Source organism: Streptomyces sp. NPDC006193, from assembly GCF_040613915.1.
Lineage (GTDB): Bacteria > Actinomycetota > Actinomycetes > Streptomycetales > Streptomycetaceae > Streptomyces.
This window is the reverse complement of sequence record NZ_JBEXTB010000013.1, coordinates 14,227-41,142: the sequence shown is the minus strand read 5'-3', so window position 1 is coordinate 41,142 and position 26,916 is coordinate 14,227. Positions and strand designations below refer to the sequence as shown.

Below are 26,916 nucleotides of genomic sequence, written 5' to 3'. Positions count from 1 at the left end.
ACCGCGCCCAGGGGTGCGGGGGAGGCGGCCGCCGGAACCCGCACCGGGGGCAGCCCCGGCCCGGCCGCCGCCGGGCGGTCCGGAGTGCGTCTCACCCCCGCCGGGCCGACCGGCGGACGGTCCGCCCGGGGCGGGCGCCGAAGCCCCGGTGCGCGGGCGCACGGGCCGCTGCCGGTCCGTGCGACTGGCCCGGAGCGCTGTTGCCCACGGATTAGGATGGACGCCATGGCCAAGACCAGTACGACGACCCAGGGGCTGCGCGCGGCGATCGAGCGCAGCGGCTACTACCCGGCCCTCGTGGCCGAGGCGGTGGAGGCCGCTGTCGGCGGCGAGCCCGTCCGGTCGTACCTGGTCCACCAGGAGACGACGTTCGACCAGAACGAGGTCCGCCGGCACGTCACCGTGCTGGTCCTGACGGGCAACCGCTTCATCGTCAGCCACACCGACGAGCAGGCCGCCGACGGCACCTCCCCGACGCCGTACGCCACCACCTCCACCGAGTCCGTGAAGCTGGACCGCATCTCGTCGGTCGTGGTCAGCCGGGTGGTGGCCAATCCCGAGCAGTACACCCCGGGCACGCTGCCCCGCGAGGTGGTGCTGACCATCGGCTGGGGCGCGGTCAGCCGCATCGACCTGGAGCCCGCCGCCTGCGGCGACCCCAACTGCGACGCGGACCACGGCTACACGGGCAACTCCACGGCGGACGACCTCAGCCTGCGCGTCAGCGAGGCCGGGGACGGGCCGGAGACGGTGCGCCAGGCGCTCGCCTTCGCGCAGGCCATCTCGGAGGCGACCGCGGACCTCACGCGCTGATGTCCCAGCTCTCCGCCTGGGACCACCCGGAACCCCTCGCCCTGGACACGGCGCCGCTGCCCGAGTACGGCAGCGGCTCCCTCGCCGACCTGCTGCCCACCCTCGCCGCCGGCATGGGCGTCCCCGGCCTGACCGCCACGATCGAGGAACTGACCGCGACCGACCGGGTCTGTGTCTTCCTGATCGACGGGCTCGGCTGGGAGCAGCTCAGGGCCCACCCGGACGAGGCGCCCTTCCTGCACTCCCTGCTCGGCAGCTCGCGCGGCGGCACCGGCCGCCCGCTCACCGCCGGCTACCCGGCCACCACCGCCACCTCCCTGGCCTCCGTCGGCACCGGACTGCCTCCCGCGGCGCACGGCCTGCCCGGGTACGCGGTCCGCAACCCGGCCACCGGCGAGCTGATGAACCAGCTCCGCTGGCAGCCCTACACGGATCCGCGCCCCTGGCAGCCGTACCCCACCGTCTTCCGGCTGGCCCACGAGGCCGGAGTGCACGCCGCGCAGGTGTCCTCGCCCGCCTTCGCGCAGACCCCGCTCACCAAGGTGGCGCTCAGCGGCGGCACCTTCCACGGGCGGCTCTCCGGCGAGGAGCGCGTCGACCTCGCGGCGGAGCAACTCGCGGCCGGGGACCGCTCGCTGGTGTACACGTACTACGCCGAGCTGGACGGCGCCGGACACCGCTACGGCGTCGCCTCCGACACCTGGCGCGGCCAGCTGATGCACGTCGACCGGCTCGCCCAGCGCCTCGCCGAGCAACTGCCGCCGCGCAGCGCGCTGTACGTCACCGCCGACCACGGCATGGTCGACATCCCCTTCGACGAGCGGCACCGCATCGACTTCGACGAGGACTGGGAGCTGCGCGCCGGGGTCGCGCTGCTCGGCGGCGAGGGCCGGGCCCGGCACGTGTACGCGGTGCCGGGCGCCGAGAACGACGTCCTGACCGTCTGGCGCGAGGTGCTCGGCGAGCAGTTCTGGGTGGCCTCGCGGGACGAGGCGATCGCGGCCGGCTGGTTCGGGCGGCCCGGCGAGTGCGACGAGCGCGTGTACGCGCGCCTCGGGGACGTCATCGCCGCGGCGCACGACGACGTCCTGCTCATCGCCTCCGAGCGCGAGCCGAAGGAGTCGGCGCTGGTCGGCAACCACGGCTCGATGACCCCCGCCGAGCAACTGGTCCCGCTGCTCGAAGTACGCTCCTGACGCCCCCTGCCCCGTATCTCGCCGAAAGGTGCTCGACTCCTCATGCCCGAACTGGTGTTCTTCTGCGGAACGATGGACTGCGGGAAGTCGACGCTGGCTCTGCAGATCGAGCACAACCGGTCCGCGCGCGGCCTCGCTGGGATGATCTTCACCCGGAACGACCGCGCGGGGGAGGGCAAGCTGTCCTCCCGGCTCGGCCTGGTCACCGACGCGGTGGAGGTGGCGGACGACCAGGACCTGTACGCGTATCTCGTGGACCACCTCTCGCAGGGCGGCCGGGCCGACTACGTGATCGCGGACGAGGCGCAGTTCCTCGCGCCCGGACAGATCGACCAGCTCGCGCGCGTGGTCGACGATCTCGGCCTGGACGTGTTCGCCTTCGGGATCACCACCGACTTCCGCTCCAAGCTCTTCCCCGGCTCCCAGCGGCTGGTGGAGCTCGCCGACCGCATCGAGGTGCTCCAGGTCGAGGCGCTGTGCTGGTGCGGCGCCCGTGCCACGCACAACGCCCGCACGGTGGGTGGAGAGATGGTGGTCGAGGGCGCCCAGGTGGTCGTCGGCGACGTCAACCAGGCCGCCGGCGAGGTCGGCTACGAGGTCCTGTGCCGCCGTCACCACCGGCGCCGGATGACCGCCGCGTCCGCCCGTGCGGCGGCCCTGTCCCCGGACGTGCTGCCGGTGTCCCCCGGATGACCCGGCCGCCGAACGCCGACTGATCCTTTTCGATCTGCAAGGCGAGTTTTTCAACTCTCGAATGACATTTTCGGTCAATTCGAATCAGCGGCATTGATCGTGTTCGGATGCCGGACGCCGGACGGCGGTAATGATCGTCCTGTCAATCGAAGCCGCCCCTCCTTCAATTCGAAGATCCACCTGCTACGGTCGGAGAAGGAATCGGTCAACCTGCGGGGGCAGGCGGTGACAAGGGGGGCGTCATGGCTGACATACGCGATTTCTTCAACGGGTTAGCCGGATCGCCGAAACGCAACGAGAACCGCAGGAAGGTACTGCTCGCCGTCGCGATCAAGGCGGACACCCAGGTCGGTATCGCCCGCCGCACCACGCTTTCCCAGGCGACCGTCTCCACCGCGGTCCGGGAACTCGAGAAGGCACGCATCGTGCGCAGCGCCCGGGCGGACGGCGGCCGCGCCGGCAAGGTCTCCCTCCTTCCCACGGACCTGGTCGGGGTGGGCGTGCATCTCGGGTTCAACCACGCCACGGTGGTCGCGCGCCGGCTCGACAAGGACTTCGAAGCGGTGTCCGTCCGCGTCGACTCGGAAGGCGTCGGCCGGGGCTGGAACCGCGCCCTGCCCGCCGTGCAGGACATGGTCCGGGAGGCGGTCAGGGACACCGGCTGCGCCCTGCGCGACGTCTTCTCGCTCGGCATCGCCGTGCCCCGCATGATCGATCCGCGCACCAACGCGTTCACCGAGCCCGTCCTCCACCCCTGGCGGCCGGGGGACGACCCGGCGAAGGACCTGGGGGACTGGCTGGGCGTGCCCGCGCCCATCGACAACGACGCCAACCTCGGTGCGCTGGCCGAGCAGACCTACGGCAACCGCGAACACGCCGAGACCGTGATCTACGTGAAGGTGTCCACCGGCGTCGGAGCCGGGATCATCGTCCACAACCTCCTGCTGCGCGGGCACGGCGGCATGGCCGGGGAGATCGGCCACGTCACCCTGGACCCGGACGGTGCGCTGTGCCGGTGCGGCGGGCGGGGCTGCCTGGAGACCGTGATCGGCGCCGAAGCGCTGGTGCAGCAGGTGCGGCGGGCCCGGCCCCGGGCCGGCGCCGCGGACTTCGAGCAGCTGGAGGACGTCATCCGGGCCGCCAGGGAGCGCGACCCCGTCTGCATGCGGGTCATCCAGGACGCGGGACGGACCCTGGGCTCCTTCCTCGCCCAGGTGTGCAACCTCATCAACCCCGACGTCGTCGTCGTGGGCGGCCAGCTGACGGAGTGCGACCTGCTCCTCGAAGGCTGCAGGGAGACGCTGCCCCGCTTCGCGCTTCCCGGCGCGGTCGCCGAGCGCTCCGGCTTCGTCCTGGAACTGAGCCGACTGGGGACGAAGGCCGAGGCGCAGGGAGCCCTCGTCCTGGGACTGCGCCGCCAGGAGACCTGGCCGGCCGACGGTTAGCGGCGGGGCCCGGGAGCACGCCCGGCGCCCCGGGCCGGGGAGGGCGCCCGGTGCGGCCCTCGGGGTCCGCCTTCGGGACGCCGCACATGCGCCGCCCCGGGGGCCTGCGGCACCGCGCGGCGCAGCACTCGAACCGGCCCGAACGAATCGCCTGCCTTCTTTCTTCAAAAAAAAGAGGCGTCGGACACCCCGTCGTGTTCCCGGTTCGAATGCGTGGGCCCCATTCATCGACCTGCACAAGGGCCCCGCCCGCGGACGGGGCGCCGGGCCGCGCCCAGGGCGTTCGACAGAATGTGCGGTACAGGGAAAAGCCCTGGTCGCGAACGCGTTGACGGCTTTCCGGATCCCGGCTGCGCCCGAAGCGCTCCTGACTACACTGCGGAGGTACCCCGGTGGCCGAAAGGCCGCTTGCCGCATTCCCGTTCTTCCTTCCGAGGCAGTCGTGCCCTTGACCCGAGGCGGCCCGATGACATACGACGCATTTCCCGAGTACCCGTCCGCCCCCGCGGCGGACGACGGACAGGAACAGCGAGCGCATACCGACGGGCCGCTCCCCTTCGGCGAGGACCTCGCCTATGTGTCGCCGGCGCTCCTGTATCTCGGCCGGATCCGCGCCCTGACGCTGGGCAGTTCGCCCAGCGGCAACGCCGACGCCAACGCGCAGTACTACTGGTAGGAGTCGTCGTGGCCGTCATGCCCGTCAGCGCCGGCCCGGCCGGCTCGGCGGCGGACCCCGGCGGGCTCGCGGTCCGGCTGCCGCCGGGCCCGGCGATCGCCGGACTCCTGCCGCCCGGTCCCCGGTTACCGGCCCCCGCCTCCGAGGTGTGGCCCGCGGACACCCGGCTGTGGTCCTGGGGCCCGTGGCACGAGGGCGAGGTGCGCACCGCGGACTGTCCGCGGGCCCGGGTCGTCGCGGTCGGCCAGTGCCTGGCCGGCTCCGCACGGATGCGGGACGACCTGGGGCGCGCGGCCCGCGACGGGGACTGGGAGAGCCTGACCCGCTGGCCGGGCGCCTACCTGCTGCTGGTGCTGGAGAACGGCGGCCGCACCACCGCCTACGCCGACCCGGCAGGGCAGTTCCCGCTGTACTACGCGCGCTCAGGCGGCCGTACGGTCCTCTCCACACGGGCGGCGGCCGTGGCGGCGATGACGGGACGCGGCGAGGCCGTGGACGCCCCGGCGCTCGCCGCGCACATCGTCTGCCCCGGCGTGCCCGAACTCGTCGACGACCGGACGGCCTTCGCCGGCGTACGGCGGCTGGGCCCCGGCGAAGCGCTGCGCATCGACCCCGGCGCCGGCGCCCCTGCCCGCTGGACCCACGCAGCGCTCGAACCCGACGCCGACGCACGTCTCCAGGACGGCGCGGCCCGCCTGCGGCCCGCCCTGCGGCAGGCCGTCGCACTGCGCGCCCGCGGTGCCGCCCGGATCACCGCGGACTTCAGCGGAGGGCTGGACTCCACCTCGCTGGCCTTCCTCGCCGCGGACGCGTGCCGCGCACCACTGGACGCCTTCGTCTACCACCACCCCGCCGCTCCGGCGGGCGACCTGGAACACGCCCTGCGCCACGCCGACGGCACGACCGCGATCCGGCTGCGCCTCACCCGGGGCGGCGACACATCGCTGCCGTACGCCGGTCTGGACGCGCGGGGTGCGGCCGACCAGCCCGATCCCGCCACGGCTGTCGTGGCCCGGCTCCGGTTGCGCCTCGCGCACATCGCGAGCACCGGCGGAGGCGTCCATCTCACGGGCGAGGGCGGCGACGCCCTGCTGACCGCGCCGCCCGCGCACCTCGGGGAGGTCGCGGCGGCCCGCGGGGCGCGCCGGCTCGCCCACGACGCACTCGCCCTCGGCAGGCTGCGCCGCGTCTCCCCCGCCAGGGTCGCCCACCGCGCCCTGCGCCTGGCCCGCACCCCGCTGGACCGGGCACTGCGCGACCTGGCCGGTCAGCTGGAGCGGCCGGCGGCGCAGCCGCCGCAGTGGCTGGACGCCGTGGCCTGGTGGCCGCCTCCGGGGGTGGAGGCCGCCTGGCTGACCCCGCGAGCCCGGCGCGACCTCGCCGAACTGGCCCGGCTGGCCGCGGAACGCGCCGAGCGGGCCCACCGCGACGGACCATTGCCGGGCCCCGGCGCCCGCGCGGCCCTGTGCGAGCTGCGCGCATCCGCGGCCCTGCACAGCCAGCTCATCGAACTGGCACGTCCGTTCGGAGTGTGGCCGCACGCCCCGTATCTCGACGCCGACGTCGTACGAGCCTGCACCAGCCTGCCGGTGCCGGCGAAGGCGGACGCCTGCACCGTCAAGCCGCTGCTGGCCACCGCACTGGCCGGCGCGGTCCCCGGCGCCGTGCTGGCCCGGCGCACCAAGGGGGACTACGCGGCCGAGGACTACCTGGGCGTGCGCCGGGCCGCGGCGGACCTCCGGGCCCGTCTCGCCCGGTCGCCGCTCGCCGACCTGGGCATCGTGGAACCCGCGCGGGTCGTCGCCGCCGTCGAGGGGGCGGTGAACGGTCTCGCCGCTCCCTTCCCGGCGCTCAACCGCCTCCTGGGAGCGGACCTGTGGCTGCACGGCGTCCTGCACACCGGGGAGGCGGGATGACCCGGCTGGAAGTGCCCGGCTACGTCCGGGAGAGCCACGGCGCCCACGGCGGGACCGTGCTGCTGGACGCCCGCTCGGGCCACTGCTTCGCGATGAATCCCGTGGCGCGGGCGCTGTGGCAGGAATGGCGACGCAGCCGCGACTTCGAGGCCGGGGTGCGGATGATGGCGCGTCTGTACCCCGAGCCCTGCCACGAGCGGATCGAGCAGGACGCCCGGGAGCTCGCCGGCGCCCTCGTCCGCCGCGGGCTGCTCGCCGTGGCCCCCGCGGGCGGGACGCCGACGGCCGTCCCGGGTGACGCCGCCCCACCGGGCGACCCGCACGACGCGTCCGGCACGAGAAACCCGGCCGGCGCGGCGCGCGCCCCAGTCGGGGCGGAGGTCGCCATGGCGGCGGACCCCCCGGCACGGCCGCCCCGTGCGAGCGGCCTGCCCGCCCGGCGCACGCCGGTCCCCGGCCTGCTCGGCCTGCTGATCGCCCTGCTGCTCATCCGCCTGCCGTTCCGCGTCCTTGTGCGGGTGGTGGAGTGGACCGGGCACCGGTGGTGCCGGCAGGAGGCCACCGCGGAGCAGGGGGCTGCATCGCTCGCCGCGGTGCGGCAGGCCGCCGCCCGGTACCCCGGACGCGCCGCCTGCCTGGAGACCTCGCTCGCCGCACTGATGACGCTGGCCCTCCGCAGGCGCCGGGTGGTGTGGTGCATCGGCACGGCCGTCGATCCGTACCGCTTCCACGCCTGGATCGAGGCGCGGGGAGTTCCGATCAAGACGGCCGACGAGCACGGAGTCGAGAACTTCCAGCGGATTCTCTCCGTCTGACTTCGCCGCTCTGACTTCGCCGTTCTGATTTCTCCGATCTGATTTTCCCCCATCTGATGTCTCCGTCTGATGCCTCGATCCGACGTCTTCGATTCGCGAGATCGCCGGCCGTCGCCGCGAAGGCTACCCGGCGGTTTCAAGAAAGAATGCGGAGCCGGTCTGCGAAGTGCCTTCAATCGCCGTCCGTCCTGCGCTAGCCTGACATGGCGAGAGGGCGGCCGCCGGCCCCGGCAACCGCCCTCCGCGAGGGATCACCACATCCCTCAGACGCGCCCGAACAGCGCGTCTATCGGCGTCGAACCCCCGTGCCCCTGCGCCAGCAAGCTCCAGAGCACGAGGACGACGACGATGATGACCATCCGCACGTGCTCCCGCCGCAGGGAGATCGAGCAGCGGGTGGTCATCGTCATCTCGGCACCCATGACGTTCACCTCCTTTCCGGTACAGATCCGCCTCCTTGCGCAATCCAGTGTTCTCCGCAACCGGTACGAAATCAATCGTGCTTTCCGGGGCTTATGTCAGGCTTACGCGAGCCCCGCACCCCCGCTTTGCAGGGGGCGGGAATTCAATTCGCGGAACACAGGTCCGGCAGGACGGCCCGAGGGCCGGAAATCGAAAAGCGTGCCCCCCGCTCCGGCCGTCCCGCCGCGTACGGCGGCGCGGGCCCGTGGCGGAGGGCCGGCGGGATGCGCCCCCGACCCTCTCCCGTCGTCACCGGCGGCGGCCGGGGGCGCACTCGGCACCGAATCGAAGGCCGGACCCCCTCGGGCGCTCACCCGGAGCCGCGAATGGACCGTCGAGCCGTGCGGCCGGGCCCCTCACGTCCCGCCCGGAGACGCCGGCCCACCCGCTTGTGATGCTGGTCACATCCCCCTGATGCGGCTCGCGCGTCAGCTCGGACGCTGGACCACCGAGAACACCGCACCCTCCGGGTCCGCCACCGTGGCCGCACGGCCGCGTGCGCCGTCCCCGGCCGGCCGGAGCACACGCCCGCCCAGCCCCGCCACCTGCCGCACCGTTTCGCCTACGTCCGCGACCTGGAAGTACGTCAGCCAGTGCGCCCCCTGGTCCCGGGGCAGCCCGTGTCCCAGGCCGTGGATCCCGGCCACCGGGCGGCCGTCGACGCGCAGGGTGACGTAGTCCCGGTCGGCGGAGACCGCCGGCTCCTCCTCGTAACCGAACACCGTCTCGTAGAACTTGGCGACGCTCAGGGTCTCGTAGGTGAGCAACTCGTCCCAGACGGGAGTGCCGGGGAGGCCGCTGACCGCCGTGCCGACGTGCGCCGACGCCTGGCAGACGCCGAACACCGCTCCGGACGGGTCGGAGGCGAGGGCCATCCGGCCGGCCTGGCCCGCGTCCAGCGGGCCGACGGCCACCGTGCCGCCGCACACCCGTACCGTGTGCGCGGTCCGGTCCACGTCGTCCGAGGCGAAGTACGGCGTCCAGGCGACCGGCAGCCGGCGGTCCGGCGGCAGCTGGCCCATCCCCGCCACCTCGCGACCGTCCAGCAGAGCCCGCACGAACGGGCCGAGTTGCTGCGGGCCCGGCTCGAACTCCCAGCCGAAGAGCTCACCGTAGAACGCCTCGGTGGCCTGGAGCCGGTGCACCATCAGGCTCACCCAGCAGGGCGTGCCGGGCGCGCGCCGCGCGTGCGGATCTGCCGGTTCCGGTGCTTCGGTCATCGATCACTCTCTCCTCGGCCCCTCGCGGGGCCGTGTCGCATCCGCGCGGCGAAAGGGAGGTGAACGCCGTCGGCGCGTACCCGTGCCGGTGCCCGCACCCACCCGCGGTCGCCGCGGGCCGAACCGAGCCGCTCGGCGCGCTGCCTCGGGGAGGATGCCCGCTCTGCCGTCTTTCGCCGCTTCCTGACAAGGGCCGGCGGGTGTCCGTCGGCGATACAGCACGTGCTCGATCCCCTACGCCTCGTGATCGAGCCTGTCCGGCCGAGCAGAGTAGCCGGACCTGGACGCCGCGGCCACCCCTGGCGTATGGATGGACGCCATGACAGCCATCATCTCCGCAGCCGCACTCGCACACGACCTGACCGGGGACAGTCCGCCCGTGCTGCTGGACGTCCGCTGGCAGCTCGGCGTGGCGAAGGCGGCGGGCGCACCCGCCTTCGACGGCCGGGCCGAGTACGCGGCCGGGCACATTCCCGGCGCGGTCTTCGTCGACCTGGACCGGGAGCTGGCCGGCGCGCCCGGCGTGCGCGGCCGGCATCCGCTTCCCGACCTGGCGGAGTTCGGGGCCGCGATGCGCCGCGCGGGCGTCACGTCCGGCCGGCCGGTCGTCGTGTACGACGGCGGGCAGGGCTGGGCCGCCGCCCGCGCGTGGTGGCTGCTGCGCTGGACGGGTCACCCGGACGTGCGGGTCCTCGACGGCGGGTTGCCGGCCTGGCGGGGGGAGTTGTCCACCCGGGCGCCCGCCCCGGCCGAGGGCGACTTCGAGCCGTCGCCGGGGGCGGCGGGGCTGCTCGACGCCGACGCGGCCGCGGAGCTGGCCCGGACGGGGGTGCTGCTGGACGCGCGCGCGGGGGAGCGGTACCGCGGCGAGGTCGAGCCGATCGACCGGGTCGGCGGGCACATCCCGGGCGCGGTGTCGGCGCCGACGACCGAGAACGTGGGCCCCGACGGCCGCTTCCTGCCCGCGGCGGAGCTGAAGGACCGCTTCAAGGCCCTGGGCGTGTCGGAGGACACCGAGGTGGGCGTCTACTGCGGTTCGGGCGTATCGGCCGCCCATGAGGTGCTCGCGCTGGCCGTGGCGGGCATCCCGGCGGCCCTGTACGTCGGTTCCTGGTCCGAGTGGTCGTCGGACCCGTCCCGGCCGGTGGCCGTCGGGGCGGACCCGCGGTAGGAACGCAGCCGGTGCGGGGGCACGCTCGCCCCCGCACCGGGACGGGACTTACTCCTGCTTCTTGCGGCGGGTGCCGAACACGATCTCGTCCCAGCTCGGCACGGCGGCGCGGCGGCCAGGGCGGACGCCGTCCGCCTCGGCCTGCCGGTCGGTCGCGCCGACGAGCCGGTCGCGGTGACTGCCGACGGAGCGCGGCATGAGGACGTCCGCGTAGGCGGAACCGGCCGACGCGGCGGGCGCCGGGGGCTCTTCGACGGCCGGTTCGTCGCCGGGCTCCTCCTCGGAGTCCGGCGCGCGTTCCGGGACCACCAGGTCGCCCCGGAAGCTCGGCACGGCCTCCAGCAGACTGGTCAGCGAGTCGCGTTCGCCCGCGCCCTCCTCGGCGGGCTCGGCGGGCGGGGCGGGCAGACCGGGACGCTCGCGGTCGCCGCGGTCGAGGGCGCGGTCCATCGACCGCTCGCGCGGCAGCCGGGCGATGCGCGGGACGAACGGGAAGCTGGGCTCGGGCACGGCCAGGTCGTCGGACTCGCCGATCAGCGAGCGCGCCTCCTCGTCCACCGCCTGCACGAGCCGCCGGGGAGGGTCGTACGTCCAGCTCGCCGAGTGCGGTTCGCCCGCGACCCGGTAGACGAGGAGCACCTCCCACGTGCCGTCGTCGCGGCGCCAGGAGTCCCACTGCACGGTGTCCTTCTCGGCGCCGCGCAGCAGCAGCCGCTCCTGCACCGCCTCGCCGAGCAGGGGACCGGAGTTCTCGCCGGGGCGGCGGACCGGAGTCTTGCGGGCCCGTTCGGCCATGAAGGCGCGCTCGGCCAGCACCGGCCCCTCGAAGCGCCGTACCCGGTCGACGGGGATGCCGGCGAGCTGCGCGACCTCCTCGGCGGTGGCACCGGCTCGTATACGCGCCTGGATGTCACGCGGGCGCAGATGGCTCTCGACCTCGATCTCGATCTGGCCGAGGCGGGGCCGGTCGCCGCGGACGGCGGCGCGCAGCCGTTCGTCGATCGGTAGCGTGTACTCCGTGGAGTCGGCAGCCTTCAGCACCAGCCGTGTGCCGTCATTCGAGACGGCCACGACACGCAGTTCGGGCATGGGGACCTCCCGGGTGGTGCCTGCCGACGTCACGTGCGTCGCTGCTTCCGCTAGTCGAGTGTGGCCTGCCCGGGTGCAGCCTGCCACAACCTTGCCGAGTTGCCCGGCGTGTCGGGCGCGGGCCCGAGTCCGCCGTTATGGCACGGTTACCTGTTCGCAACGCTAAGTGACCAACTCCATCACCCTGTGCAACTAGCCCCCCCCCTGCGGTCCTGCAGGCCGCGGGCACCCTGGTGGGAGGCCGGGCCCAGGGCTCGCAACAGTACTCCATTCGGACCACCTGCGTGGATCGGCACGCCGCCCGAGTTTCGGCAAGGGGCGCGACTTGGCCGTGCGCGGCCGAAGGCGCGGATCAAGGAAGTGGCGCACCTCACGCACCCCCCGGAAAGGGGCCGAATCCGCGTCCGCGCGTCGCCTTCGCCTTCCCTCCCTTGCGCCGCGGGCGTCGGACGGGTTGGGCCGCTACGCCCCCAGAACCCGCCGGAGGTAGTCGTTCTGGAAGAGCCGGTCCGGGTCGAGACGGTCCCGCAGCGCGGTGAACTCGCCGAAACGCGGATACACGCGATCGAGGTACGCCGCGTCCCGCGTGTGCACCTTGCCCCAGTGCGGACGCCCCTCGTGCGCGGTGAAGACGCGCTCGGCGGCGGTGAAGTACGCGTGGTAGGGCGTGCCCCGGAACATGTGCACGGCGATGTAGGCGCTGTCCCGGCCGGAGGCGGTGGACAGGGTGATGTCGTCGGCCGGTGCGGTGCGCACCTCGACCGGGAAGCTGACGCGCAGGCCCGAGCGGTCGACCACGGCCTTGAGTTCGCGCAGCGTCTCGGTCAGGGCCGCGCGCGGGACGGCGTACTCCATCTCCACGAAGCGCACCCGGCGCGGCGAGGTGAACACCTTGTAGGGGATGTCCGTGTACCTGCGCGCGGACAGGGCCCTGCTGGACACCGCCGCGATCGCCGGGACGGCGGCGGGGACGGCGCGGCCGGCCCACTGGGCCACCTGGAAGACGCCGTTGGAGAGGAACTCGTCCTCGAACCAGCCGGCGAGCCGCCCCACCGGCCGTCCGGGGCCGGCGCTGCGGTTGTTGCGCTTGGTGGTGGTGTTCCCGGTGTGCGGGAACCAGTAGAACTCGAAGTGCTCGTTCTCCGCCCACAGTTGGTCGAACTCGGCGAGGACCCGCTCAAGGGGCATCGGCTCCTCGCGCGCGGCGAGCAGGAACACCGGTTCCACGGCGAAGGTCAGCGCGGTGACGACGCCGAGGGCGCCCAGGCCGATGCGGGCCGCCGCGAAGACCTCCGGGTTCTCCGTCCTGGAACAGGTGAGCACCGAGCCGTCCGCGGTGACCAGTTCGAGCGCCGTGATCTGCGCGGCGATCGAGCCGGACGCGCGCCCCGTGCCGTGCGTTCCGGTGCTGACGGCCCCGGCGACGGTCTGCTCCATGATGTCGCCCATGTTGGTGAGCGACAGGCCCTCGCGCGCGAGAGCGGCGTTGAGTCTTCTGAGCGGGGTGCCCGCCTCCACCGTGACCGTCATGGCGTCCCGGTCCACGGAGCGGATGCCGGTCAGCAGGTGAGGCCGTATCAGCACCCCGTCGGTGGCGGCTATCGACGTGAAGGAGTGGCCGGTCCCGGCCGCCTTCACCCTCAGGCCGTCCTCGTGCGCCCGGCGCACCGCCGCGGCCAGCTCCTCCACCGAGGCCGGCGCCACCTGCCGGGCCGGCCGGGCGGAGACATTGCCGCCCCAGTTACGCCACGTGCCGTTCTTCCCGTTCGCCGTGCTGCTCAACGGTGCCTCCCCGACCCGTGGCCGGCCTGCACAGCCGGCGGTACCCGAGGAAACCGACCACGACCGCGACGGTCCCGGACACGGCCGGAACCCCGTACCCGGCCCGCGCCCCGGCCGCGTCGATCACCCAGCCGGCCATGGACGAGCCCAGCGCGACACCGACCGCGAGGCCGGTGCTCACCCAGGTCATGCCCTCGGTGAGCTTCGCGCGAGGTACGTGCTCTTCGATGAGGGACATGGTGGTGATCATCGTCGGTGCGATGGACAGCCCCGAAACGAACAGCGCCACGGCCAGAAGCGGCAGGCTTCCGACCAGTAGGAGGGGGATCATACTCACGGCCATGGCCGCCACGCCCAGCAGCCAGCGGCGTTCCGGCGCCCCGGTGAAGCGCAGCAGCCCGAAGACCACGCCCGCCACACAGGAGCCGGCCGCGTACAGCGCGAGGACCACGCTCGCGGCGCCCTTGTGGCCGCGCTCGTCGGCGAAGGCGACGGTGACCACGTCCACCGCTCCGAAGATCGCCCCGGTCGCCGTGAAGGTCGCCACCAGCACCTGCAGCCCGGGCGAGCGCAGGGCGCTGCCGCCGCCGCCCCGCTCGCGCGGGTGCGGCTCCGGCTCGGTCGCGCGCTGGGCGGTGAGCCAGAAGACGCCCGCCGCGAGGAAGCAGGCGGCCAGCAGGGGACCCGCCTCCGGGAACCAGGCCGTGGACAGGCCGATCGAGAGGATCGGCCCGAAGATGAAGCACACCTCGTCCACGACCGACTCGAACGAGTAGGCGGTGTGCAGCTTCGGGGTGCCCCGGTACAGCGCCGCCCAGCGGGCCCGGATCATCGCGCCCAGGCTGGGCACCGAGCCGATCCCGGCGGCGCACACGAACAGCACCCAGTCCGGCCACCGCAGGTGCGCGGCGAGCAGCAGCCCGGCCGCCGCGGCCAGCGCCGCCAGCGTCGCGGGGCGCAGCACCCGGCGCTGCCCGTGCCGGTCCACCAGCCGGGAGATCTGCGGCCCGATCGCGGCGGAGGACAGCGCGATCGTCGCGGACAGGGCGCCCGCGAGGCCGTAGCGGCCGGTCAGCTGGGAGACCATCGTGACGACGCCGATGCCCATCATCGACAGCGGCATCCGGCCGAGGAATCCCGCAGCGGAGAAGCCCTTGGTGCCGGGCTCGGCGAACAGGGCTCTGTAGGGGCTGGGCACGTGGTCTCCGAAGCGACTCGGTAAGGCGCGAAAGCGGCTCGTACAGCTTACGGGCGCGGCGGCTTCCCCGCACCCGTCCATGTCCCGCGACCTGTCCGGAACCCGCCGGTCGACGGCGCGGCCCCACCGTTTCCGCGCTGTCGGCGCCGGGTGGCAGGATCGGAGTCATGCCAGACGCGCTCGATGCCACCCCGTACGACGCCCTCCTGCTGCTCTCCTTCGGCGGCCCCGAAGGCCCCGACGACGTCGTCCCGTTCCTGGAGAACGTCACGCGCGGGCGCGGCATCCCGAAGGAACGCCTGAAGGAGGTCGGGCAGCACTACTTCCTCTTCGGCGGGGTCAGCCCCATCAACGGCCAGAACCGCGCCCTGCTGGAGGCTCTGCGCAGGGACTTCGCCGAGCACGGCCTCGACCTGCCGGTGTACTGGGGCAACCGCAACTGGGCGCCGTACCTCACCGACACCCTGCGCGAGATGGCCGCCGACGGCCGCCGCCGCGTCCTGGTCCTCGCCACCAGCGCCTACGCCTCCTACTCGGGCTGCCGCCAGTACCGGGAGAACCTCGCCGACGCCCTGGCCGCCCTGCAGGCCGAGGGAGCGGAACCGCCGAGGATCGACAAGCTGCGGCACTACTTCAACCACCCCGGCTTCGTCGAGCCCATGACCGACGGCGTGCTGCGCTCCCTCGCCGACCTCCCCGAGGACGTCCGCGCCGGCGCCCACATCGCCTTCACCACCCACTCCATCCCCACCTCCGCCGCCGACGCCTCCGGCCCCGCCGAGGCGCACGGCGACGGCGGCGCCTACGTCGCGCAGCACCTGGACGTGGCCCGGCTGATCGCCGGCGCCGTCCGCGAGCGCACCGGCGTCAACCACCCCTGGCGGCTCGTCTACCAGTCCCGCTCCGGCGCCCCGCACATCCCGTGGCTGGAGCCGGACATCTGCGACCACCTGGAGGAGCTGCACGCGGCGGGCGCACCCGCCGTCGTCATGGCCCCGATCGGCTTCGTCTCCGACCACATGGAGGTCCTCTACGACCTCGACACCGAGGCGAAGGCCAAGGCCGGGGAGCTGGGCCTGCCGGTCCGCCGCTCGGCCACCGTCGGCGCCGACCCGCGGTTCGCGGCCGCGGTGCGCGAGCTGGTGCTGGAGCGGGCCGCCGTGGAGCGCGGCCAGGACGTCGCCCCCTGCGCCCTGGGCGCCCTCGGCCCGAGCCACCACGTGTGCCCGGCCGGCTGCTGCCCGGCCCGTACGCCCCGCCCGGCCGCCGCGGGCGCCGACAGCCCCTACGCGTGAGGAGAGACGTGACCGACGCCCTGCACCGCGACCTGCTCGCACTGGCCCAGGAGGCCGCCCGCCGCGCCGGCGAACTGCTGCGGGACGGCCGCCCCGCCGACCTGGCCGTGGCACGGACCAAGTCCAGCCCCGTCGACGTCGTCACCGAGATGGACATCGCGGCGGAGAAGCTGATCACCGACCTGATCTCCCGGCGCCGGCCCGACGACGGCTTCCTCGGCGAGGAGGGCGCCTCCGTCGAGGGCACGAGCGGCGTCCGCTGGGTGATCGACCCCCTCGACGGCACCGTCAACTACCTGTACGGCCTGCCGACCTGGGCGGTGTCCGTAGCGGCCGAGCAGGGCGGCGAGACCGTCGTCGGGGTCGTCGCGGCGCCGATGCGCGGCGAGACGTACCACGCCGTCCGCGGCGGCGGCGCGTGGGCCACGGGCGCGTGGGAGGGCGAGCGGGCGCTGTCCTGCCGCCCGGCGCCCCCGCTGGACCAGGCGCTGGTCGCCACCGGCTTCAACTACGTCGCCGGGGTCCGCGCCCGCCAGGCCGAGGTGGCCGCCCGCTTGCTCCCCCTGCTCCGGGACATCCGGCGCAGCGGCTCGGCGGCGGTCGACCTGTGCGACGTGGCCTGCGGCCGCCTCGACGGGTACTACGAGCGCGGCCTCAACGCGTGGGACTACGCGGCCGGGGACCTGATCGCCCGGGAGGCGGGCGCCCTGACCGGTGGACGCCCCGGTGAGCGTCCCTCACGGGAGCTGACGGTCGCGGGCACGCCCGGGGTCTTCGAGCCCCTCCAGCGGCTGCTGGAGGACTTCGGCGCCTGGCACGACTGACGCCCGCCCCGGCGAGCGGCGTCGGGCACGCAGGGGACCCCCGGCACTGGATCCGCCGGGGGTCCCCTACGTGCACTCGTTGCCGATCAGACGCGTGACGCGCCGACCTCCACACCGTGTTCGGCGGCAAGGCGGCGCAGGTCGTCGAGCTCTGCCTGCTCCACCTCGACGAGGAAGTCGTCGCCTTCGTCACGAGCCCGCGACAGGTCGGACTCGGTCGCCCTTATGCGCTGCAGAAGTCCTGCGGTGAAAGCGTCCATGCTGCGCCCCCTCGTCCTGGGTCGTGGGTCGGTGGCACGGGGTGTGCCGTTGGGTGAAGGGGCGATCACGTCTCCTGCGGGTGCCCAGCACTGCCCTGCCGGGCGGCGACGGTGCCGGACGCCCGCGCCCACTCTGCGAAGCGGATCGCGGAGTACCGCATGGTGCTGCGGCACATGCAGAGCGTGATCGCGGGGTGTAAAGCCGTCCTCCCCCCGCTCTCTTCCCCGGAAACCTCAACCCGCGGAGAACTTCTCGTCATTCCCGCCCGCCGCCCCCGGCTGCGCACCCCGGCCCCCCCGGTTTACAGCCGACTTATGACCGAAAAGGGCAGGATGGAGGTCGGACCCCACGAACACCCCTGCCCGCACGCGCCCACGGCGCGCTGCGCGGGTGGACACAGGAAGGACAAGCGACGTGCGCGTACTCGTCGTCGAGGACGAGCAGCTGCTCGCCGATGCGGTGGCCACCGGACTGCGCCGGGAGGCCATGGCCGTCGACGTCGTGTACGACGGTGCGGCCGCCCTGGAGCGCATCGGCGTCAACGACTACGACGTGGTCGTCCTCGACCGGGACCTCCCGCTCGTGCACGGCGACGACGTCTGCCGCAGGATCGTCGAGCTGGGCCTGCCCACGCGCGTGCTCATGCTCACCGCCGCCGGCGACGTCAGCGACCGGGTGGAGGGGCTGGAGATCGGCGCCGACGACTACCTGCCCAAGCCGTTCGCGTTCAGCGAGCTGATCGCGCGGGTGCGCGCCCTCGGCCGCCGCACCAGCGTCCCCCTGCCGCCGGTCCTGGAGCGGGCCGGCATCAAGCTCGACCCCAACCGCCGCGAGGTCTTCCGCGACGGCCGGGAGGTCCAGCTGGCGCCCAAGGAGTTCGCCGTGCTCGAGGTGCTGATGCGCAGCGAGGGCGCGGTCGTCTCGGCGGAGCAGCTGCTGGAGAAGGCCTGGGACGAGAACACCGACCCGTTCACCAACGTGGTGCGGGTGACGGTGATGACCCTGCGCCGCAAGCTGGGCGAGCCGCCCGTCATCGTGACCGTCCCCGGCTCCGGCTACCGGATCTGATCCCCTGTGGCCACGACACCCGCGCCGCCGCAGGCGCCCCCCAAGCCCACCTGGGACCCCCGCAGGCCGCAGGCTCCCTTCCCGTGGCTGCGCCCGACCATCCGCATACGGCTCACGCTGCTGTACGGCGGCATGTTCCTGATCGCCGGCATCCTGCTGCTGTCGATCATCTACCTGCTGGCGGCGCAGGCGATCAGCACCGGCAACCAGCCGCTGTTCAAGATCGTCGGCTTCCAGGAGCTGAAGGTCTCCAGCGACAGCTGCCCCGCGATCAACACCACCAGCCTGTCGCTGTCGGACTTCAACGACGCCATCGCCCAGTGCGTGGACCAGCAGCGCCGGGCGGCCCTGGACAACCTGCTCAGCCGCTCCCTGCTGGCCCTGCTGGGGCTCGCCGTGATCGCCTTCGCGTTCGGTTACGCGATGGCCGGCCGCGTGCTGTCCCCGCTCGGCCGGATCACCCGCACCGCCCGCCAGGTGGCCGGCTCGGACCTCTCCCGCCGGATCGAGCTGGACGGCCCGGACGACGAGCTGAAGGAGCTGGCGGACACCTTCGACGACATGCTGGAGCGGCTGCAGCGGGCCTTCACCGCCCAGCAGCGCTTCGTCGGCAACGCCTCGCACGAGCTGCGCACCCCCCTGGCGATCAACCGCACGCTGCTGGAGGTGCACCTGTCCGACCCGAACGCGCCGGTGGAGCTGCAGCAGCTCGGCAAGACGCTGCTCGCCACCAACGAACGCAGCGAACAGCTGGTCGAGGGGTTGCTGCTGCTCGCCCGCAGCGACAACCAGATCGTCGAGCGCAAGCCGGTCGACCTCGCCGAGGTCGCCGCGCAGGCCATCGACCAGGTGCACGCCGAGGCGGAGGCCAAGGGCGTGACCCTGCGCGGCGAACGCAAGCCGGCCGTGGTGCAGGGCAACGGCGTGCTGCTGGAGCGGATCGCGCTGAACCTCGTCCAGAACGCCGTGCGGTACAACGTGCCGGAGGACGGCTGGGTCGAGGTGGAGACCGAGGTGCGGCACGGGCAGGCGGTGCTCACCGTGACGAACACCGGTCCGGTGGTGCCGGCGTACGAGATCGACAACCTCTTCGAGCCGTTCCGGCGGCTGCGCACGGAGCGCACGGGCAGCGACAAGGGCGTGGGCCTCGGCCTGTCGATCGTGCGCTCGGTGGCCCGCGCGCACGGCGGGCACATCCTGGCGGAGCCCCGCGAGGGCGGCGGCCTGGTGATGCGTGTCACCCTGCCGCTGTGATCCGACGGGACACGCGCGGAGATTGTTCGCTGCGCGCGGAATATCCGGACCGGTCCGCAGGCTTGTTCCTGTGTGATCGATCACATGGGCGGATTTCCGGCCATGTACGCACGGTGATCATGACAGAAGGTGGAAAGCCGGGAAAGTCCTGGTTTTCAGGGCTCTTGATCACGGGAAGTACACGGTGAGGCGCCTTTGAGGTGCGGCATTCGAACCGTGTACGGTCCTCACCGCCAGCCAAGCCGATCCCTCATGAGGGGCCGGGTTGGGTGTCGATTCAGTAACAGACCTTGATGTGAGGCAAAATCTCCGCCTCAGGTCGGGCACAAGTCCGGCCTCTCACGCGTTACGTGCGCTGGAGACACCGCAGACACCCAGAGGGGGAGAGCGTTATGGCAACCGATTACGACACTCCACGCAAGACCGACGACGACGTCGACTCGGACAGCCTCGAAGAGCTGAAGGCGCGGCGGAACGACAAGTCCACCTCGTCGGTGGACGTAGACGAGTTCGAGGCCGCCGAGGGCCTCGAGCTGCCCGGTGCGGACCTCTCGAACGAGGAGCTGGCCGTCCGGGTGCTGCCCAAGCAGCAGGACGAGTTCACCTGCATGAGCTGCTTCCTGGTGCACCACCGCAGCCAGCTGGCCCGGGAGAAGAACGGCCAGCCGATCTGCCGCGACTGCGACTGAGGACGGGTCGGCCGTGTCTGGCTCGACCCCTCCACGGAAGCGCCGCTTCCCCTGGCGGAAAGCGGACCAAGGGCCGTCGGACGGCCCGCACGGCGCGCGTGACGACGAGCGGGGCTCGCCTGCGGCGGGAGCCCCGCTCGGACCGGCGACCGGCCGGGAGGACCTGCCGGCACCGGCGCAGCAGCCCGCACCCGTCGCGCCGCGCCGGGCTGCGGTGATGCGTGAGAAGGCCCGGGACCTGGCCCGGGAAGGCGCCCGCAGGGGCGGCGGCCGGGCCCGCGCGGGTCTGGCGTACCTCGCGGACCGGATCATCGAGATGGCCCCGCGTGTTCCCGTACGCGACCTCGCCACCCTGCGCAGACAGTTCCCCGGCCTCGGGCCCGAGGAACTCGCCGACAAGCTGGTGGCGGGCGCGGCGGCCGGCACCTCGGCGGTCGGCGCCGGGATCGGAGCCGCGGCGATGCTGCCGGTGCCGCCGGCCATGCCGGCCGAACTGGCCGCGGAGATCACCGGGGTCGCCGCGATCGAACTCAAGCTCGTCGCGGAACTCCACGAGGTCTACGGCGCGCGGCCGCCGGGCGGCCTCAAGGCCCGCAGCACCGCGTATCTGTCCTCCTGGTCGGGGGAGCGCGGGATCGACGTGATGAAGCCGTCGTCGTACGACACGGCCCTCGGGGGCCGTGTGAAACGCCAGCTGCGCCAGCAGATCATGAAGCGGATGGTCCGCAACCTGCCCAACCTGGTGCCGTTCATGGTGGGAGCCGCGGTCGGCGCGGTCATGAACCGCCGCGACACCAGGAAGCTCGCGGCCCGCATCCGGGCCGACCTGCGCAGGAACCAGGTCCCCTGGGACGAGCTGCCGCAGCTCCCGCCCCTGGAGGAACCTGCCGATCCGCTGGAGATGCGCGACCTCCCGAAGGAGCTCTAGGCGTTCGCCGCGCGCGCCGCCTCGATCGCCGCGGCCAGCTTCTCCGGCTCACGCGTCGACAGGTACAGGTACGGCGTCGGGTCCTGCGGGTCCGTGACCTCCACCCGCAGCGCTGTCGGGATGTAGGCGCGCAGCAGCAGGTAGGCACGGGTGTCGGCCTTGTACGTCCGCCAGGCACGGGCCTCCTCCGCGTCCAGCACCTGCGCCGCCCCGAGCGCCGACACCGGAACCTTCGCCTCGCCCGCGATCAGGCAGTCGCCCACGACCCGGATGCGCGGCGAGCCGTAGGCGCTGGCCACCACCGCCGCCGCGGCCGTGCCGCCGACCAGGCCGCCGAGCAGCGGCAGCGTGCCGAAGGGAAGCAGGATCAGGGCGAACGAGACGCCCACCAGGAAGCTGATCAGCCACCACGAGCGGGGGGCGGTGAGGCGTTCTTCGTAGGGGGTGGCGGAGAGCTGCATGCCGCCAAGCTTGGCACGGGACCCGCACCGGCCCGGCGCACGGGTAAGGTCTGCGGCTGTGAGTGGTAGTTCCGCAGCTCTTCAGCCCCCCGCCGGCGCGGCGAAACCGGTACGGCACCCCGACGCGCCCCCGCCCGGGGAACTCCTGGGCACCCACTACGACCACTGCTTCGGCTGTGGCCCCGGTCAGCCGCACGGACTGCGCCTCCAGGCCCGTGCGGGCGAGGGCGTCTCGCTGACCGCCGAGTTCACCGTGCAGCCCGCCCACCAGGGCGCCCCCGGCCTCGCCCACGGCGGAGTGCTGGCCACGGCCCTGGACGAGACCCTCGGCTCGCTGAACTGGCTGCTGCGGACCATCGCCGTGACGGGACGGCTGGAGACGGACTTCCTGCGGCCCGTCCCCGTCGGCACCACGCTGTACCTGGAGGCCGAGGTCACCGCCGTCGCCGGGCGGAAGATCTACTGCACCGCCACCGGACGCATCGAGGGCCCCGACGGACCGGTCGCCGTCCGCGCCGACGCCCTCTTCGTCGAGGTCAAGGTGGACCACTTCGTCGACCACGGCCGCAAGGAAGAGATCGAGGCCGTCATGAACGACCCCGACCGGATGCGGCGTGCCCGCGCCTTCGAGGTGAACCCGTGACCGGGGCGGGCGCCGGGCGCGGCCCCCTGGACGTGCTCATCCGGCGCGTCGACCCGGACGTACCGCTTCCGGCCTATGCGCGTCCCGGGGACGCGGGAGCCGATCTGCGCACCACCGAACCGTGCGAGCTGGGGCCCGGTGAGCGGGCCGTTCTGCCCACGGGAGTGTCGATCGCCCTGCCCGAGGGGTACGCGGCCTTCGTGCATCCGCGTTCCGGCCTCGCCGCCCGCTGCGGTGTCGCCCTCGTCAATGCCCCGGGGACGGTGGATGCCGGGTACCGTGGGGAGATCAAGGTGATCGTGGTGAATCTCGACCCGCGCGAGAGCGTGCGGTTCGAGCGCTTCGACCGGATCGCCCAACTGGTCGTCCAGCAGGTCGAGAGGGTCCGCTTCCAGGAGGTCGCGGAACTTCCCGGCTCGGCGCGGGCCGAGGGGGGCTTCGGGTCCACCGGTGGCCACGCCGCGATGGGCGGCGTAAGCGGCACAAGCGGTCAGGCCGCCGAGGGCGGTCCGACGGGTGGGAATCGATACGCTTCGGTCGTATCCGACCGGGAAGGACAGTGACGTGTTCGGACGTCGCAAGAAGAAGGGTGCCGCCGAGGACGCGGCCGGCGAGGCCGAGCAGGTCGTCGACAGCGTCGACACCGAGGCGGACGAGGAGGCCGAGCGCGAGCGCGTCCGGCTGGAGCCCGGGCCCCGGCCCGACGGGCCGTGGGACAGCAGCGAGGTGCGCGACCCCGCCGAGGGGCGCGTGGACCTCGGCGGGCTGTTCGTGCCGGGCGTCGACGGCATGGAGCTGCGGGTCGAGGTCGCCGGGGACGCCATCGTCGCGGCGACCGTGGTGCTGCACGACAGCGCCATCCAGCTCCAGGCGTTCGCCGCGCCCAAGCGTGAGGGCATCTGGACCGAGGTCCGCGAGGAGATCGCGGGCGGCATCACCCAGCAGGGCGGCATCGTCGACGAGGTCGAGGGCCCGCTCGGCTGGGAGCTGCGCGCCCAGGTGCCGGTGCAGCTGCCGGACGGAACCAGCGGCTTCCAGGTCGTGCGGTTCGTCGGTGTGGACGGCCCGCGCTGGTTCCTGCGCGGTGTGATCTCCGGCCAGGGCGCCGTGCAGCCGCAGGCCGCCGGTCTGCTGGAGCAGATCTTCCGTGACACCGTCGTGGTCCGCGGCGACGGCCCGATGGCTCCGCGCGACCCCATCGTGCTCAAGCTGCCGAACGACGCGCAGATGGTCCCCGAGGGCGTCCAGCAGGACGAGTCCTCCCGCTTCTCCGGCGGCATGGGGCATCTGCAGCGCGGACCGGAGATCACCGAGGTCCGCTAGCGCCGCGGCGGTTCAGCCGTTCCACACGGGCCGTGCCCCTCGGGGGCGCGGCCCGTTCCGCGCGGGCCGCGCGGCCTCGCCGTGGCCGGGTGCGCTGCTCCCCGCGCCGCCTGCGGATGCCGGCCGTCCCGTGTGCCGCCCCCAGGAGCGCTGTCCGGCTCGGCGGCGGCCGGCCGGGCGGGGAGGCGGCGCGAGCGGTCGGACGGCGCGAGCGGTCGGACGGTCACCGACGTCATGGCGCGGGTCGTGGACGTCCCCCAGGTCCTGCGGGGGGCGGGGGGCGGGGGGCGGGGGCCGCCGTCGTCCGCGCACCGCAGGCTGTCCTTCGCGGCGCCGAGCGGCGACGCTCCCGAGCCGGCACCCGGCGAAGCCGCCGCGGCTGCCCATGACCTGGACGGGCTCCGCCCCGCGCCCCTCCGGGTCCGTGTCCGGGGCCGCTTCCGCTCTCCTCGCGGGGCTCAGCGGTCACTCGGCGCAGCGGCGCGGCGTGCGGCGCGGCGGCCTCCAGCGGCGGGTGCGACTCGCCGGGGCCCCGTCGGGCGCCCGGCCCGCGTCCGCGCGGGCGAGCCCACCGGCCGGCTCGGCGCCGAGCCCGGGCCCGTGGTCGCGGAGCTGTCGCCGGCCGCCCCTACGGCGAGCACGTCACAGCCCGCGACGGCCGCGCACCACGCGACCGTGCCGGCCCTCCGCCGACCGGGTGCCGGAACCGCACGACGGGGCGTCACCGAGCGCCGGCCCGCCCGGCCGCCCGGCGTGTTCCTCCCGGTGCACAGGGGGCGCCGCGTCGGGGTCGGCGACCCGGTGAGCCAGCCCGCCCGGAGGGTGAGTGAGCTGGGCTGCGGTCCTGTCGGCGCGCCCCGGTAGGCTTCAGGTATGAGTGCTGTTCCTCGTTCCGAAAAGCCGGCCGGCCGGTTCCGGCGCATGCTCGACCGGCTCTCCTCGTCGCAGGAGGACCTGGAGTCCGAGGAGCTGCGGGAGGACGCCGAGACGGCGGGTTGTACGAAGATCGGTGACTGCCGTGACCGGCAGATCGTCACCGTAACTGGTACCTTGCGCACGGTCACCCTGCGTCCGCGTGCCGGCGTCCCGGCCCTGGAGGCCGAGCTGTTCGACGGTTCCGCCGCGCTGGACGTGGTGTGGCTCGGCAGGCGCTCGATAGTCGGCATAGAACCGGGGCGCAAGCTGATCGCATCGGGCCGGATCTCGATGAGCCGGGGCCGCCGGGTGCTGTTCAATCCGAAATACGAATTGCGACCCCTCGGACGGGAGTAGCCGGTGACGTCACTCGACAAGCCGACCGAAGACGCCGCAGAGGCGCAGACCCACGACGCGCGGGCGGTGACCGAGGCCGCGCTGTTCGAGGCGTTCGGCGGTGTCCGCGGCATGGTCGAGACGGTCCTGCCCGGTCTGCTCTTCGTCACGATCTACACGATCAACAAGAACCTGCACCTGTCCGCGATCGCCGCGCTGGCGGTGTCGCTGGTCCTGGTGGTGGTCCGGCTGGTCAGGAAGGACACCGTCAAGCACGCCTTCAGCGGGGTCTTCGGCGTGGCGTTCGGCGTGGTGTTCGCCATGTTCACCGGCAAGGCCAAGGACTTCTACCTCCCGGGGATGCTCTACACCCTGGGCCTGGCGCTGGCGTACATCGTCACGACCCTCGCCGGTGTGCCGCTGCTCGGTCTGATCCTCGGCCCGGTCTTCAAGGAGAACCTCTCCTGGCGCACCCGCAATCCCGGCCGGAAGAAGGCGTACGCGAAGGCCAGCTGGGCCTGGGGCCTGATCCTGCTGGCCAAGTGCGCGATCCTCTTCCCGCTGTACTGGTGGGCCGACACCACCCAGCTGGGCTGGGTCCTGGTCGCCCTGAAGATCCCGCCGTTCCTGCTGGCGGTCTGGCTGACCTGGGTCTTCCTCGCCAAGGCCCCGCCCCCCATCGACGTCTTCGCGGAGATGGAGGCCGAGGAGCGGGCGGAGGAGGAGCGCGCGGCCGCGCGGACCGCGGGGGGCGGCGAGCCGACGGGCGGACGGCACCGCCGGGGGGCGTAGCCGGCCGCTGTACGACGACGAAGGGCGCCCTTGCCGGCAAGGGCGCCCTTCTCCGTGCGTGCGGGCCGCTGCGGTCAGGCCTCTTCGCGCCGCACCGACAGCAGCTCCTCCAGCTGCTCCTCCCGGGCCTGGGCGGCCACGAAGAGCAGTTCGTCGCCGGGCTCCAGCGAGTCCTCCTTGGAGGGGGTCAGCACGCGGGTGCCGCGGATGATCGTGACCAGGGAGGTGTCCTCGGGCCACTGGACGTCGCCGACCTGGGTGCCGGCCAGGGCCGACTCCTCGGGCAGGGTCAGCTCGACCAGGTTGGCGTCGCCGTGGCTGAAACGGAGCAGGCGGACCAGGTCGCCGACGCTCACCGCCTCCTCGACCAGGGCGGACATCAGACGCGGGGTGGAGACGGCGACGTCCACGCCCCAGGCCTCGTTGAACAGCCACTCGTTCTTCGGGTTGTTCACCCGCGCCACGACCCGCGGAACGCCGTACTCCGTCTTGGCGAGCAGCGACACCACCAGGTTGACCTTGTCGTCGCCGGTGGCGGCGATGACGACGTTGCAGCGCTGCAGCGCCGCCTCGTCCAGGGAGGTGATCTCGCAGGCGTCGGCCAGCAGCCACTCCGCCTGCGGGACGCGCTCGACCGAGATGGCGGTCGGCGCCTTGTCGATCAGCAGGACCTCGTGACCGTTCTCGAGCAGTTCGCCCGCGATCGAGCGGCCGACGGCGCCGGCCCCGGCAATGGCGACCCTCATCAGTGACCGCCCTCCTCTTCCGGGCCACCGGCGAACGCCGCCTCGACCTTCTCCACGTCGTCCGTCCGCATCATCACGTGCACGAGGTCGCCCTCCTGCAGCACCGTCTGCGAGGTCGGCAGGATCGCCTCGCCCAGACGGGTCAGGAACGCCACCCGGACGCCCGTCTCCTCCTGCAGCTTGCTGATCTTGTGGCCGACCCACTTGGGGGAGGCGTGCACCTCGGCGAGCTGGACCCCACCGGTGGGGTCCCGCCACAGCGGCTCGGCGCCGGAGGGCAGCAGACGGCGCAGCATCTGGTCGGCGGTCCAGCGGACCGTGGCCACCGTGGGGATGCCCAGGCGCTGGTACACCTCGGCACGGCGGGGGTCGTAGATGCGGGCGGCCACGTTCTCCACGCCGAACATCTCGCGGGCCACGCGCGCGGAGATGATGTTGGAGTTGTCACCGCTGGAGACGGCGGCGAAGGCGCCGGCCTCCTCGATGCCCGCCTCGCGCAGGGTGTCCTGGTCGAAGCCGACCCCGGTGACCCGGCGGCCCCCGAATCCCGGGCCCAGCCGGCGGAAGGCGGTGGGGTCCTGGTCGATCACGGCGACCGTGTGTCCCTGTTGCTCCAGGGTCTGGGCGAGAGCGGAACCTACTCTTCCGCAGCCCATGATGACGATGTGCACGACCGTCCTTCCGGTGTCCAAAAGTAACTGCTCCGCATCAGGGTCTCAGACCGACGCCCAAAGCTACACACGGGCACCGTGCGGCGGGCACCCCCGTGCCGGGGCCTGCCGGCGGGTGATGCCGCGCACGCTGCACAGGGTCAGGATGCCGAGGCCGGCGAGGGCGACGGCCGCCTCGATCGGCTCTGCGGTCGCGGGCATGGAACCTCCGAAGTGCGATCAGAGGCGGGGTTT

The 26,916-nt window shown here is 73.3% G+C and carries 29 protein-coding genes; 19 read left to right on the top strand and 10 right to left on the bottom strand.

Annotated elements, in window-relative coordinates:
* Nucleotides 1–216 precede the first annotated feature (216 nt).
* The 7 genes from ABZ261_RS14945 to ABZ261_RS14915 all read left to right on the top strand — a co-directional run bounded on the left by ABZ261_RS14945 (nt 217) and on the right by ABZ261_RS14915 (nt 7,554).
* On the top strand, nt 217–813 hold the full coding sequence (locus ABZ261_RS14945; RefSeq protein ID WP_356859086.1) for a DUF5998 family protein: 597 nt from the start codon (nt 217–219) through the stop codon (nt 811–813).
* Nucleotides 813–2,009, top strand: a complete 1,197-nt coding sequence (locus ABZ261_RS14940; RefSeq protein WP_356859084.1) for a nucleotide pyrophosphatase/phosphodiesterase family protein — start codon at nt 813–815, stop codon at nt 2,007–2,009. Before ABZ261_RS14945 ends, ABZ261_RS14940 begins: the two co-directional genes overlap by 1 nt.
* Before the next feature lie 42 nt (nt 2,010–2,051).
* Nucleotides 2,052–2,702 carry a thymidine kinase gene (locus ABZ261_RS14935; protein WP_356859083.1) on the top strand — a complete coding sequence of 217 codons (651 nt, stop codon included), beginning with the start codon at nt 2,052–2,054 and terminating at the stop codon, nt 2,700–2,702.
* Nucleotides 2,703–2,944: 242 nt separating this feature from the next.
* The gene (locus ABZ261_RS14930) at nt 2,945–4,147 is read left to right on the top strand and encodes an ROK family transcriptional regulator (protein WP_356859081.1); all 1,203 of its coding nucleotides are present in this window, start codon (nt 2,945–2,947) and stop codon (nt 4,145–4,147) included.
* Between the two features lie 466 nt (nt 4,148–4,613).
* Entirely contained in the window at nt 4,614–4,823 is a 210-nt protein-coding gene (locus tag ABZ261_RS14925; RefSeq protein WP_356859079.1) for a hypothetical protein, read from the top strand.
* A gap of 17 nt (nt 4,824–4,840) precedes the next feature.
* Nucleotides 4,841–6,739 (top strand): albusnodin/ikarugamycin family macrolactam cyclase, encoded by a 1,899-nt coding sequence (locus ABZ261_RS14920; RefSeq protein ID WP_356859251.1) that lies wholly within the window; start codon nt 4,841–4,843, stop codon nt 6,737–6,739.
* On the top strand, nt 6,736–7,554 hold the full coding sequence (locus tag ABZ261_RS14915; RefSeq protein ID WP_356859077.1) for a lasso peptide biosynthesis B2 protein: 819 nt from the start codon (nt 6,736–6,738) through the stop codon (nt 7,552–7,554). The genes ABZ261_RS14920 and ABZ261_RS14915 overlap by 4 nt, the downstream gene beginning before the upstream one ends.
* A 263-nt stretch (nt 7,555–7,817) precedes the next feature.
* Here the strand turns inward: ABZ261_RS14915 and ABZ261_RS14910 are convergent, their stop codons facing one another.
* Entirely contained in the window at nt 7,818–7,985 is a 168-nt protein-coding gene (locus tag ABZ261_RS14910; protein WP_356859075.1) for a hypothetical protein, read from the bottom strand.
* A gap of 459 nt (nt 7,986–8,444) precedes the next feature.
* On the bottom strand, nt 8,445–9,236 hold the full coding sequence (locus tag ABZ261_RS14905; RefSeq protein ID WP_356859073.1) for a VOC family protein: 792 nt from the start codon (nt 9,234–9,236) through the stop codon (nt 8,445–8,447).
* Between the two features lie 319 nt (nt 9,237–9,555).
* Between ABZ261_RS14905 and ABZ261_RS14900 the strand changes: the two genes are divergently transcribed.
* The gene (locus ABZ261_RS14900) at nt 9,556–10,407 is read left to right on the top strand and encodes a sulfurtransferase (RefSeq protein ID WP_356859071.1); all 852 of its coding nucleotides are present in this window, start codon (nt 9,556–9,558) and stop codon (nt 10,405–10,407) included.
* A gap of 48 nt (nt 10,408–10,455) precedes the next feature.
* Here the strand turns inward: ABZ261_RS14900 and sepH are convergent, their stop codons facing one another.
* From sepH to ABZ261_RS14885, 3 genes are all read right to left on the bottom strand, one after another.
* Entirely contained in the window at nt 10,456–11,496 is a 1,041-nt protein-coding gene (sepH, locus tag ABZ261_RS14895; protein ID WP_356859069.1) for a septation protein SepH, read from the bottom strand.
* 462 nt (nt 11,497–11,958) lie between these two features.
* On the bottom strand, nt 11,959–13,278 hold the full coding sequence (locus tag ABZ261_RS14890) for a D-arabinono-1,4-lactone oxidase (protein ID WP_356859067.1): 1,320 nt from the start codon (nt 13,276–13,278) through the stop codon (nt 11,959–11,961).
* On the bottom strand, nt 13,238–14,476 hold the full coding sequence (locus ABZ261_RS14885) for an MFS transporter (RefSeq protein WP_356859065.1): 1,239 nt from the start codon (nt 14,474–14,476) through the stop codon (nt 13,238–13,240). Before ABZ261_RS14885 ends, ABZ261_RS14890 begins: the two co-directional genes overlap by 41 nt.
* Nucleotides 14,477–14,643: 167 nt before the next feature.
* Here ABZ261_RS14885 and ABZ261_RS14880 point away from each other — a divergent pair, with 167 nt between their 5' ends.
* Together ABZ261_RS14880 and ABZ261_RS14875 are read left to right on the top strand one after the other, a co-directional pair.
* Nucleotides 14,644–15,771, top strand: coding sequence for a ferrochelatase (locus ABZ261_RS14880; RefSeq protein ID WP_356859063.1), 1,128 nt, complete (start codon nt 14,644–14,646; stop codon nt 15,769–15,771).
* A gap of 8 nt (nt 15,772–15,779) precedes the next feature.
* On the top strand, nt 15,780–16,595 hold the full coding sequence (locus ABZ261_RS14875; RefSeq protein ID WP_356859061.1) for an inositol monophosphatase family protein: 816 nt from the start codon (nt 15,780–15,782) through the stop codon (nt 16,593–16,595).
* 86 nt (nt 16,596–16,681) lie between these two features.
* Here ABZ261_RS14875 and ABZ261_RS14870 read toward each other — a convergent pair whose 3' ends face one another.
* On the bottom strand, nt 16,682–16,855 hold the full coding sequence (locus tag ABZ261_RS14870; RefSeq protein ID WP_023546087.1) for a hypothetical protein: 174 nt from the start codon (nt 16,853–16,855) through the stop codon (nt 16,682–16,684).
* 415 nt (nt 16,856–17,270) lie between these two features.
* Between ABZ261_RS14870 and ABZ261_RS14865 the strand changes: the two genes are divergently transcribed.
* The 4 genes from ABZ261_RS14865 to ABZ261_RS14850 all read left to right on the top strand — a co-directional run bounded on the left by ABZ261_RS14865 (nt 17,271) and on the right by ABZ261_RS14850 (nt 20,795).
* A complete protein-coding gene (locus ABZ261_RS14865; protein WP_356859059.1) occupies nt 17,271–17,924 on the top strand; it encodes a response regulator transcription factor in 654 nt (217 codons plus the stop codon).
* Nucleotides 17,925–17,930: 6 nt separating this feature from the next.
* Nucleotides 17,931–19,178 carry a HAMP domain-containing sensor histidine kinase gene (locus tag ABZ261_RS14860; RefSeq protein WP_356859057.1) on the top strand — a complete coding sequence of 416 codons (1,248 nt, stop codon included), beginning with the start codon at nt 17,931–17,933 and terminating at the stop codon, nt 19,176–19,178.
* A gap of 392 nt (nt 19,179–19,570) precedes the next feature.
* Complete coding sequence (locus ABZ261_RS14855; protein WP_003997302.1) at nt 19,571–19,867, top strand: DUF4193 domain-containing protein; 297 nt, start codon at nt 19,571–19,573, stop codon at nt 19,865–19,867.
* 13 nt (nt 19,868–19,880) lie between these two features.
* Nucleotides 19,881–20,795, top strand: coding sequence for a hypothetical protein (locus ABZ261_RS14850; RefSeq protein WP_356859055.1), 915 nt, complete (start codon nt 19,881–19,883; stop codon nt 20,793–20,795).
* Here ABZ261_RS14850 and ABZ261_RS14845 read toward each other — a convergent pair.
* A complete protein-coding gene (locus tag ABZ261_RS14845) occupies nt 20,792–21,256 on the bottom strand; it encodes a DUF3093 domain-containing protein (protein WP_356859053.1) in 465 nt (154 codons plus the stop codon). The genes ABZ261_RS14850 and ABZ261_RS14845 overlap by 4 nt on opposite strands.
* 58 nt (nt 21,257–21,314) lie before the next feature.
* Here ABZ261_RS14845 and ABZ261_RS14840 point away from each other — a divergent pair, with 58 nt between their 5' ends.
* From ABZ261_RS14840 to ABZ261_RS14820, 5 genes are all read left to right on the top strand, one after another.
* Nucleotides 21,315–21,899, top strand: a complete 585-nt coding sequence (locus tag ABZ261_RS14840; protein ID WP_356859051.1) for a PaaI family thioesterase — start codon at nt 21,315–21,317, stop codon at nt 21,897–21,899.
* The gene (gene dut / locus ABZ261_RS14835; protein WP_356859049.1) at nt 21,896–22,462 is read left to right on the top strand and encodes a dUTP diphosphatase; all 567 of its coding nucleotides are present in this window, start codon (nt 21,896–21,898) and stop codon (nt 22,460–22,462) included. The genes ABZ261_RS14840 and dut overlap by 4 nt, the downstream gene beginning before the upstream one ends.
* Nucleotide 22,463: 1 nt before the next feature.
* A complete protein-coding gene (locus ABZ261_RS14830) occupies nt 22,464–23,222 on the top strand; it encodes a DUF3710 domain-containing protein (RefSeq protein WP_356859047.1) in 759 nt (252 codons plus the stop codon).
* 873 nt (nt 23,223–24,095) lie between these two features.
* Nucleotides 24,096–24,494 carry an OB-fold nucleic acid binding domain-containing protein gene (locus tag ABZ261_RS14825; RefSeq protein WP_093474051.1) on the top strand — a complete coding sequence of 133 codons (399 nt, stop codon included), beginning with the start codon at nt 24,096–24,098 and terminating at the stop codon, nt 24,492–24,494.
* Nucleotides 24,495–24,497: 3 nt separating this feature from the next.
* Entirely contained in the window at nt 24,498–25,265 is a 768-nt protein-coding gene (locus ABZ261_RS14820; RefSeq protein WP_356859045.1) for a DUF3159 domain-containing protein, read from the top strand.
* 74 nt (nt 25,266–25,339) lie between these two features.
* Here ABZ261_RS14820 and ABZ261_RS14815 read toward each other — a convergent pair whose 3' ends face one another.
* The 3 genes from ABZ261_RS14815 to ABZ261_RS14805 all read right to left on the bottom strand — a co-directional run bounded on the left by ABZ261_RS14815 (nt 25,340) and on the right by ABZ261_RS14805 (nt 26,883).
* The gene (locus ABZ261_RS14815) at nt 25,340–26,011 is read right to left on the bottom strand and encodes a TrkA family potassium uptake protein (protein ID WP_356859043.1); all 672 of its coding nucleotides are present in this window, start codon (nt 26,009–26,011) and stop codon (nt 25,340–25,342) included.
* Nucleotides 26,011–26,682 carry a TrkA family potassium uptake protein gene (locus ABZ261_RS14810; RefSeq protein WP_225827021.1) on the bottom strand — a complete coding sequence of 224 codons (672 nt, stop codon included), beginning with the start codon at nt 26,680–26,682 and terminating at the stop codon, nt 26,011–26,013. Before ABZ261_RS14810 ends, ABZ261_RS14815 begins: the two co-directional genes overlap by 1 nt.
* A 63-nt stretch (nt 26,683–26,745) precedes the next feature.
* Nucleotides 26,746–26,883, bottom strand: coding sequence for a hypothetical protein (locus ABZ261_RS14805; protein WP_356859041.1), 138 nt, complete (start codon nt 26,881–26,883; stop codon nt 26,746–26,748).
* Nucleotides 26,884–26,916 lie beyond the last annotated feature (33 nt).

Excerpts from the sequence above, each read along its gene's own strand:
- sepH (WP_356859069.1), bottom strand. The coding sequence starts at position 11,496 with ATGCCCGAACTGCGTGTCGTGGCCGTCTCGAATGACGGCACACGGCTG.
- ABZ261_RS14845 (WP_356859053.1), bottom strand. The coding sequence starts at position 21,256 with ATGCAGCTCTCCGCCACCCCCTACGAAGAACGCCTCACCGCCCCCCGC.
- ABZ261_RS14940 (WP_356859084.1), top strand. The coding sequence starts at position 813 with ATGTCCCAGCTCTCCGCCTGGGACCACCCGGAACCCCTCGCCCTGGAC.
- ABZ261_RS14905 (WP_356859073.1), bottom strand. The coding sequence starts at position 9,236 with ATGACCGAAGCACCGGAACCGGCAGATCCGCACGCGCGGCGCGCGCCC.
- ABZ261_RS14915 (WP_356859077.1), top strand. The coding sequence starts at position 6,736 with ATGACCCGGCTGGAAGTGCCCGGCTACGTCCGGGAGAGCCACGGCGCC.
- ABZ261_RS14880 (WP_356859063.1), top strand. The coding sequence starts at position 14,644 with ATGCCAGACGCGCTCGATGCCACCCCGTACGACGCCCTCCTGCTGCTC.
- ABZ261_RS14870 (WP_023546087.1), bottom strand. The coding sequence starts at position 16,855 with ATGGACGCTTTCACCGCAGGACTTCTGCAGCGCATAAGGGCGACCGAG.
- ABZ261_RS14815 (WP_356859043.1), bottom strand. The coding sequence starts at position 26,011 with ATGAGGGTCGCCATTGCCGGGGCCGGCGCCGTCGGCCGCTCGATCGCG.
- ABZ261_RS14855 (WP_003997302.1), top strand. The coding sequence starts at position 19,571 with ATGGCAACCGATTACGACACTCCACGCAAGACCGACGACGACGTCGAC.
- ABZ261_RS14920 (WP_356859251.1), top strand. The coding sequence starts at position 4,841 with ATGCCCGTCAGCGCCGGCCCGGCCGGCTCGGCGGCGGACCCCGGCGGG.
- ABZ261_RS14935 (WP_356859083.1), top strand. The coding sequence starts at position 2,052 with ATGCCCGAACTGGTGTTCTTCTGCGGAACGATGGACTGCGGGAAGTCG.
- ABZ261_RS14930 (WP_356859081.1), top strand. The coding sequence starts at position 2,945 with ATGGCTGACATACGCGATTTCTTCAACGGGTTAGCCGGATCGCCGAAA.
- ABZ261_RS14825 (WP_093474051.1), top strand. The coding sequence starts at position 24,096 with ATGAGTGCTGTTCCTCGTTCCGAAAAGCCGGCCGGCCGGTTCCGGCGC.
- ABZ261_RS14805 (WP_356859041.1), bottom strand. The coding sequence starts at position 26,883 with ATGCCCGCGACCGCAGAGCCGATCGAGGCGGCCGTCGCCCTCGCCGGC.
- ABZ261_RS14900 (WP_356859071.1), top strand. The coding sequence starts at position 9,556 with ATGACAGCCATCATCTCCGCAGCCGCACTCGCACACGACCTGACCGGG.
- ABZ261_RS14945 (WP_356859086.1), top strand. The coding sequence starts at position 217 with ATGGACGCCATGGCCAAGACCAGTACGACGACCCAGGGGCTGCGCGCG.
- ABZ261_RS14925 (WP_356859079.1), top strand. The coding sequence starts at position 4,614 with ATGACATACGACGCATTTCCCGAGTACCCGTCCGCCCCCGCGGCGGAC.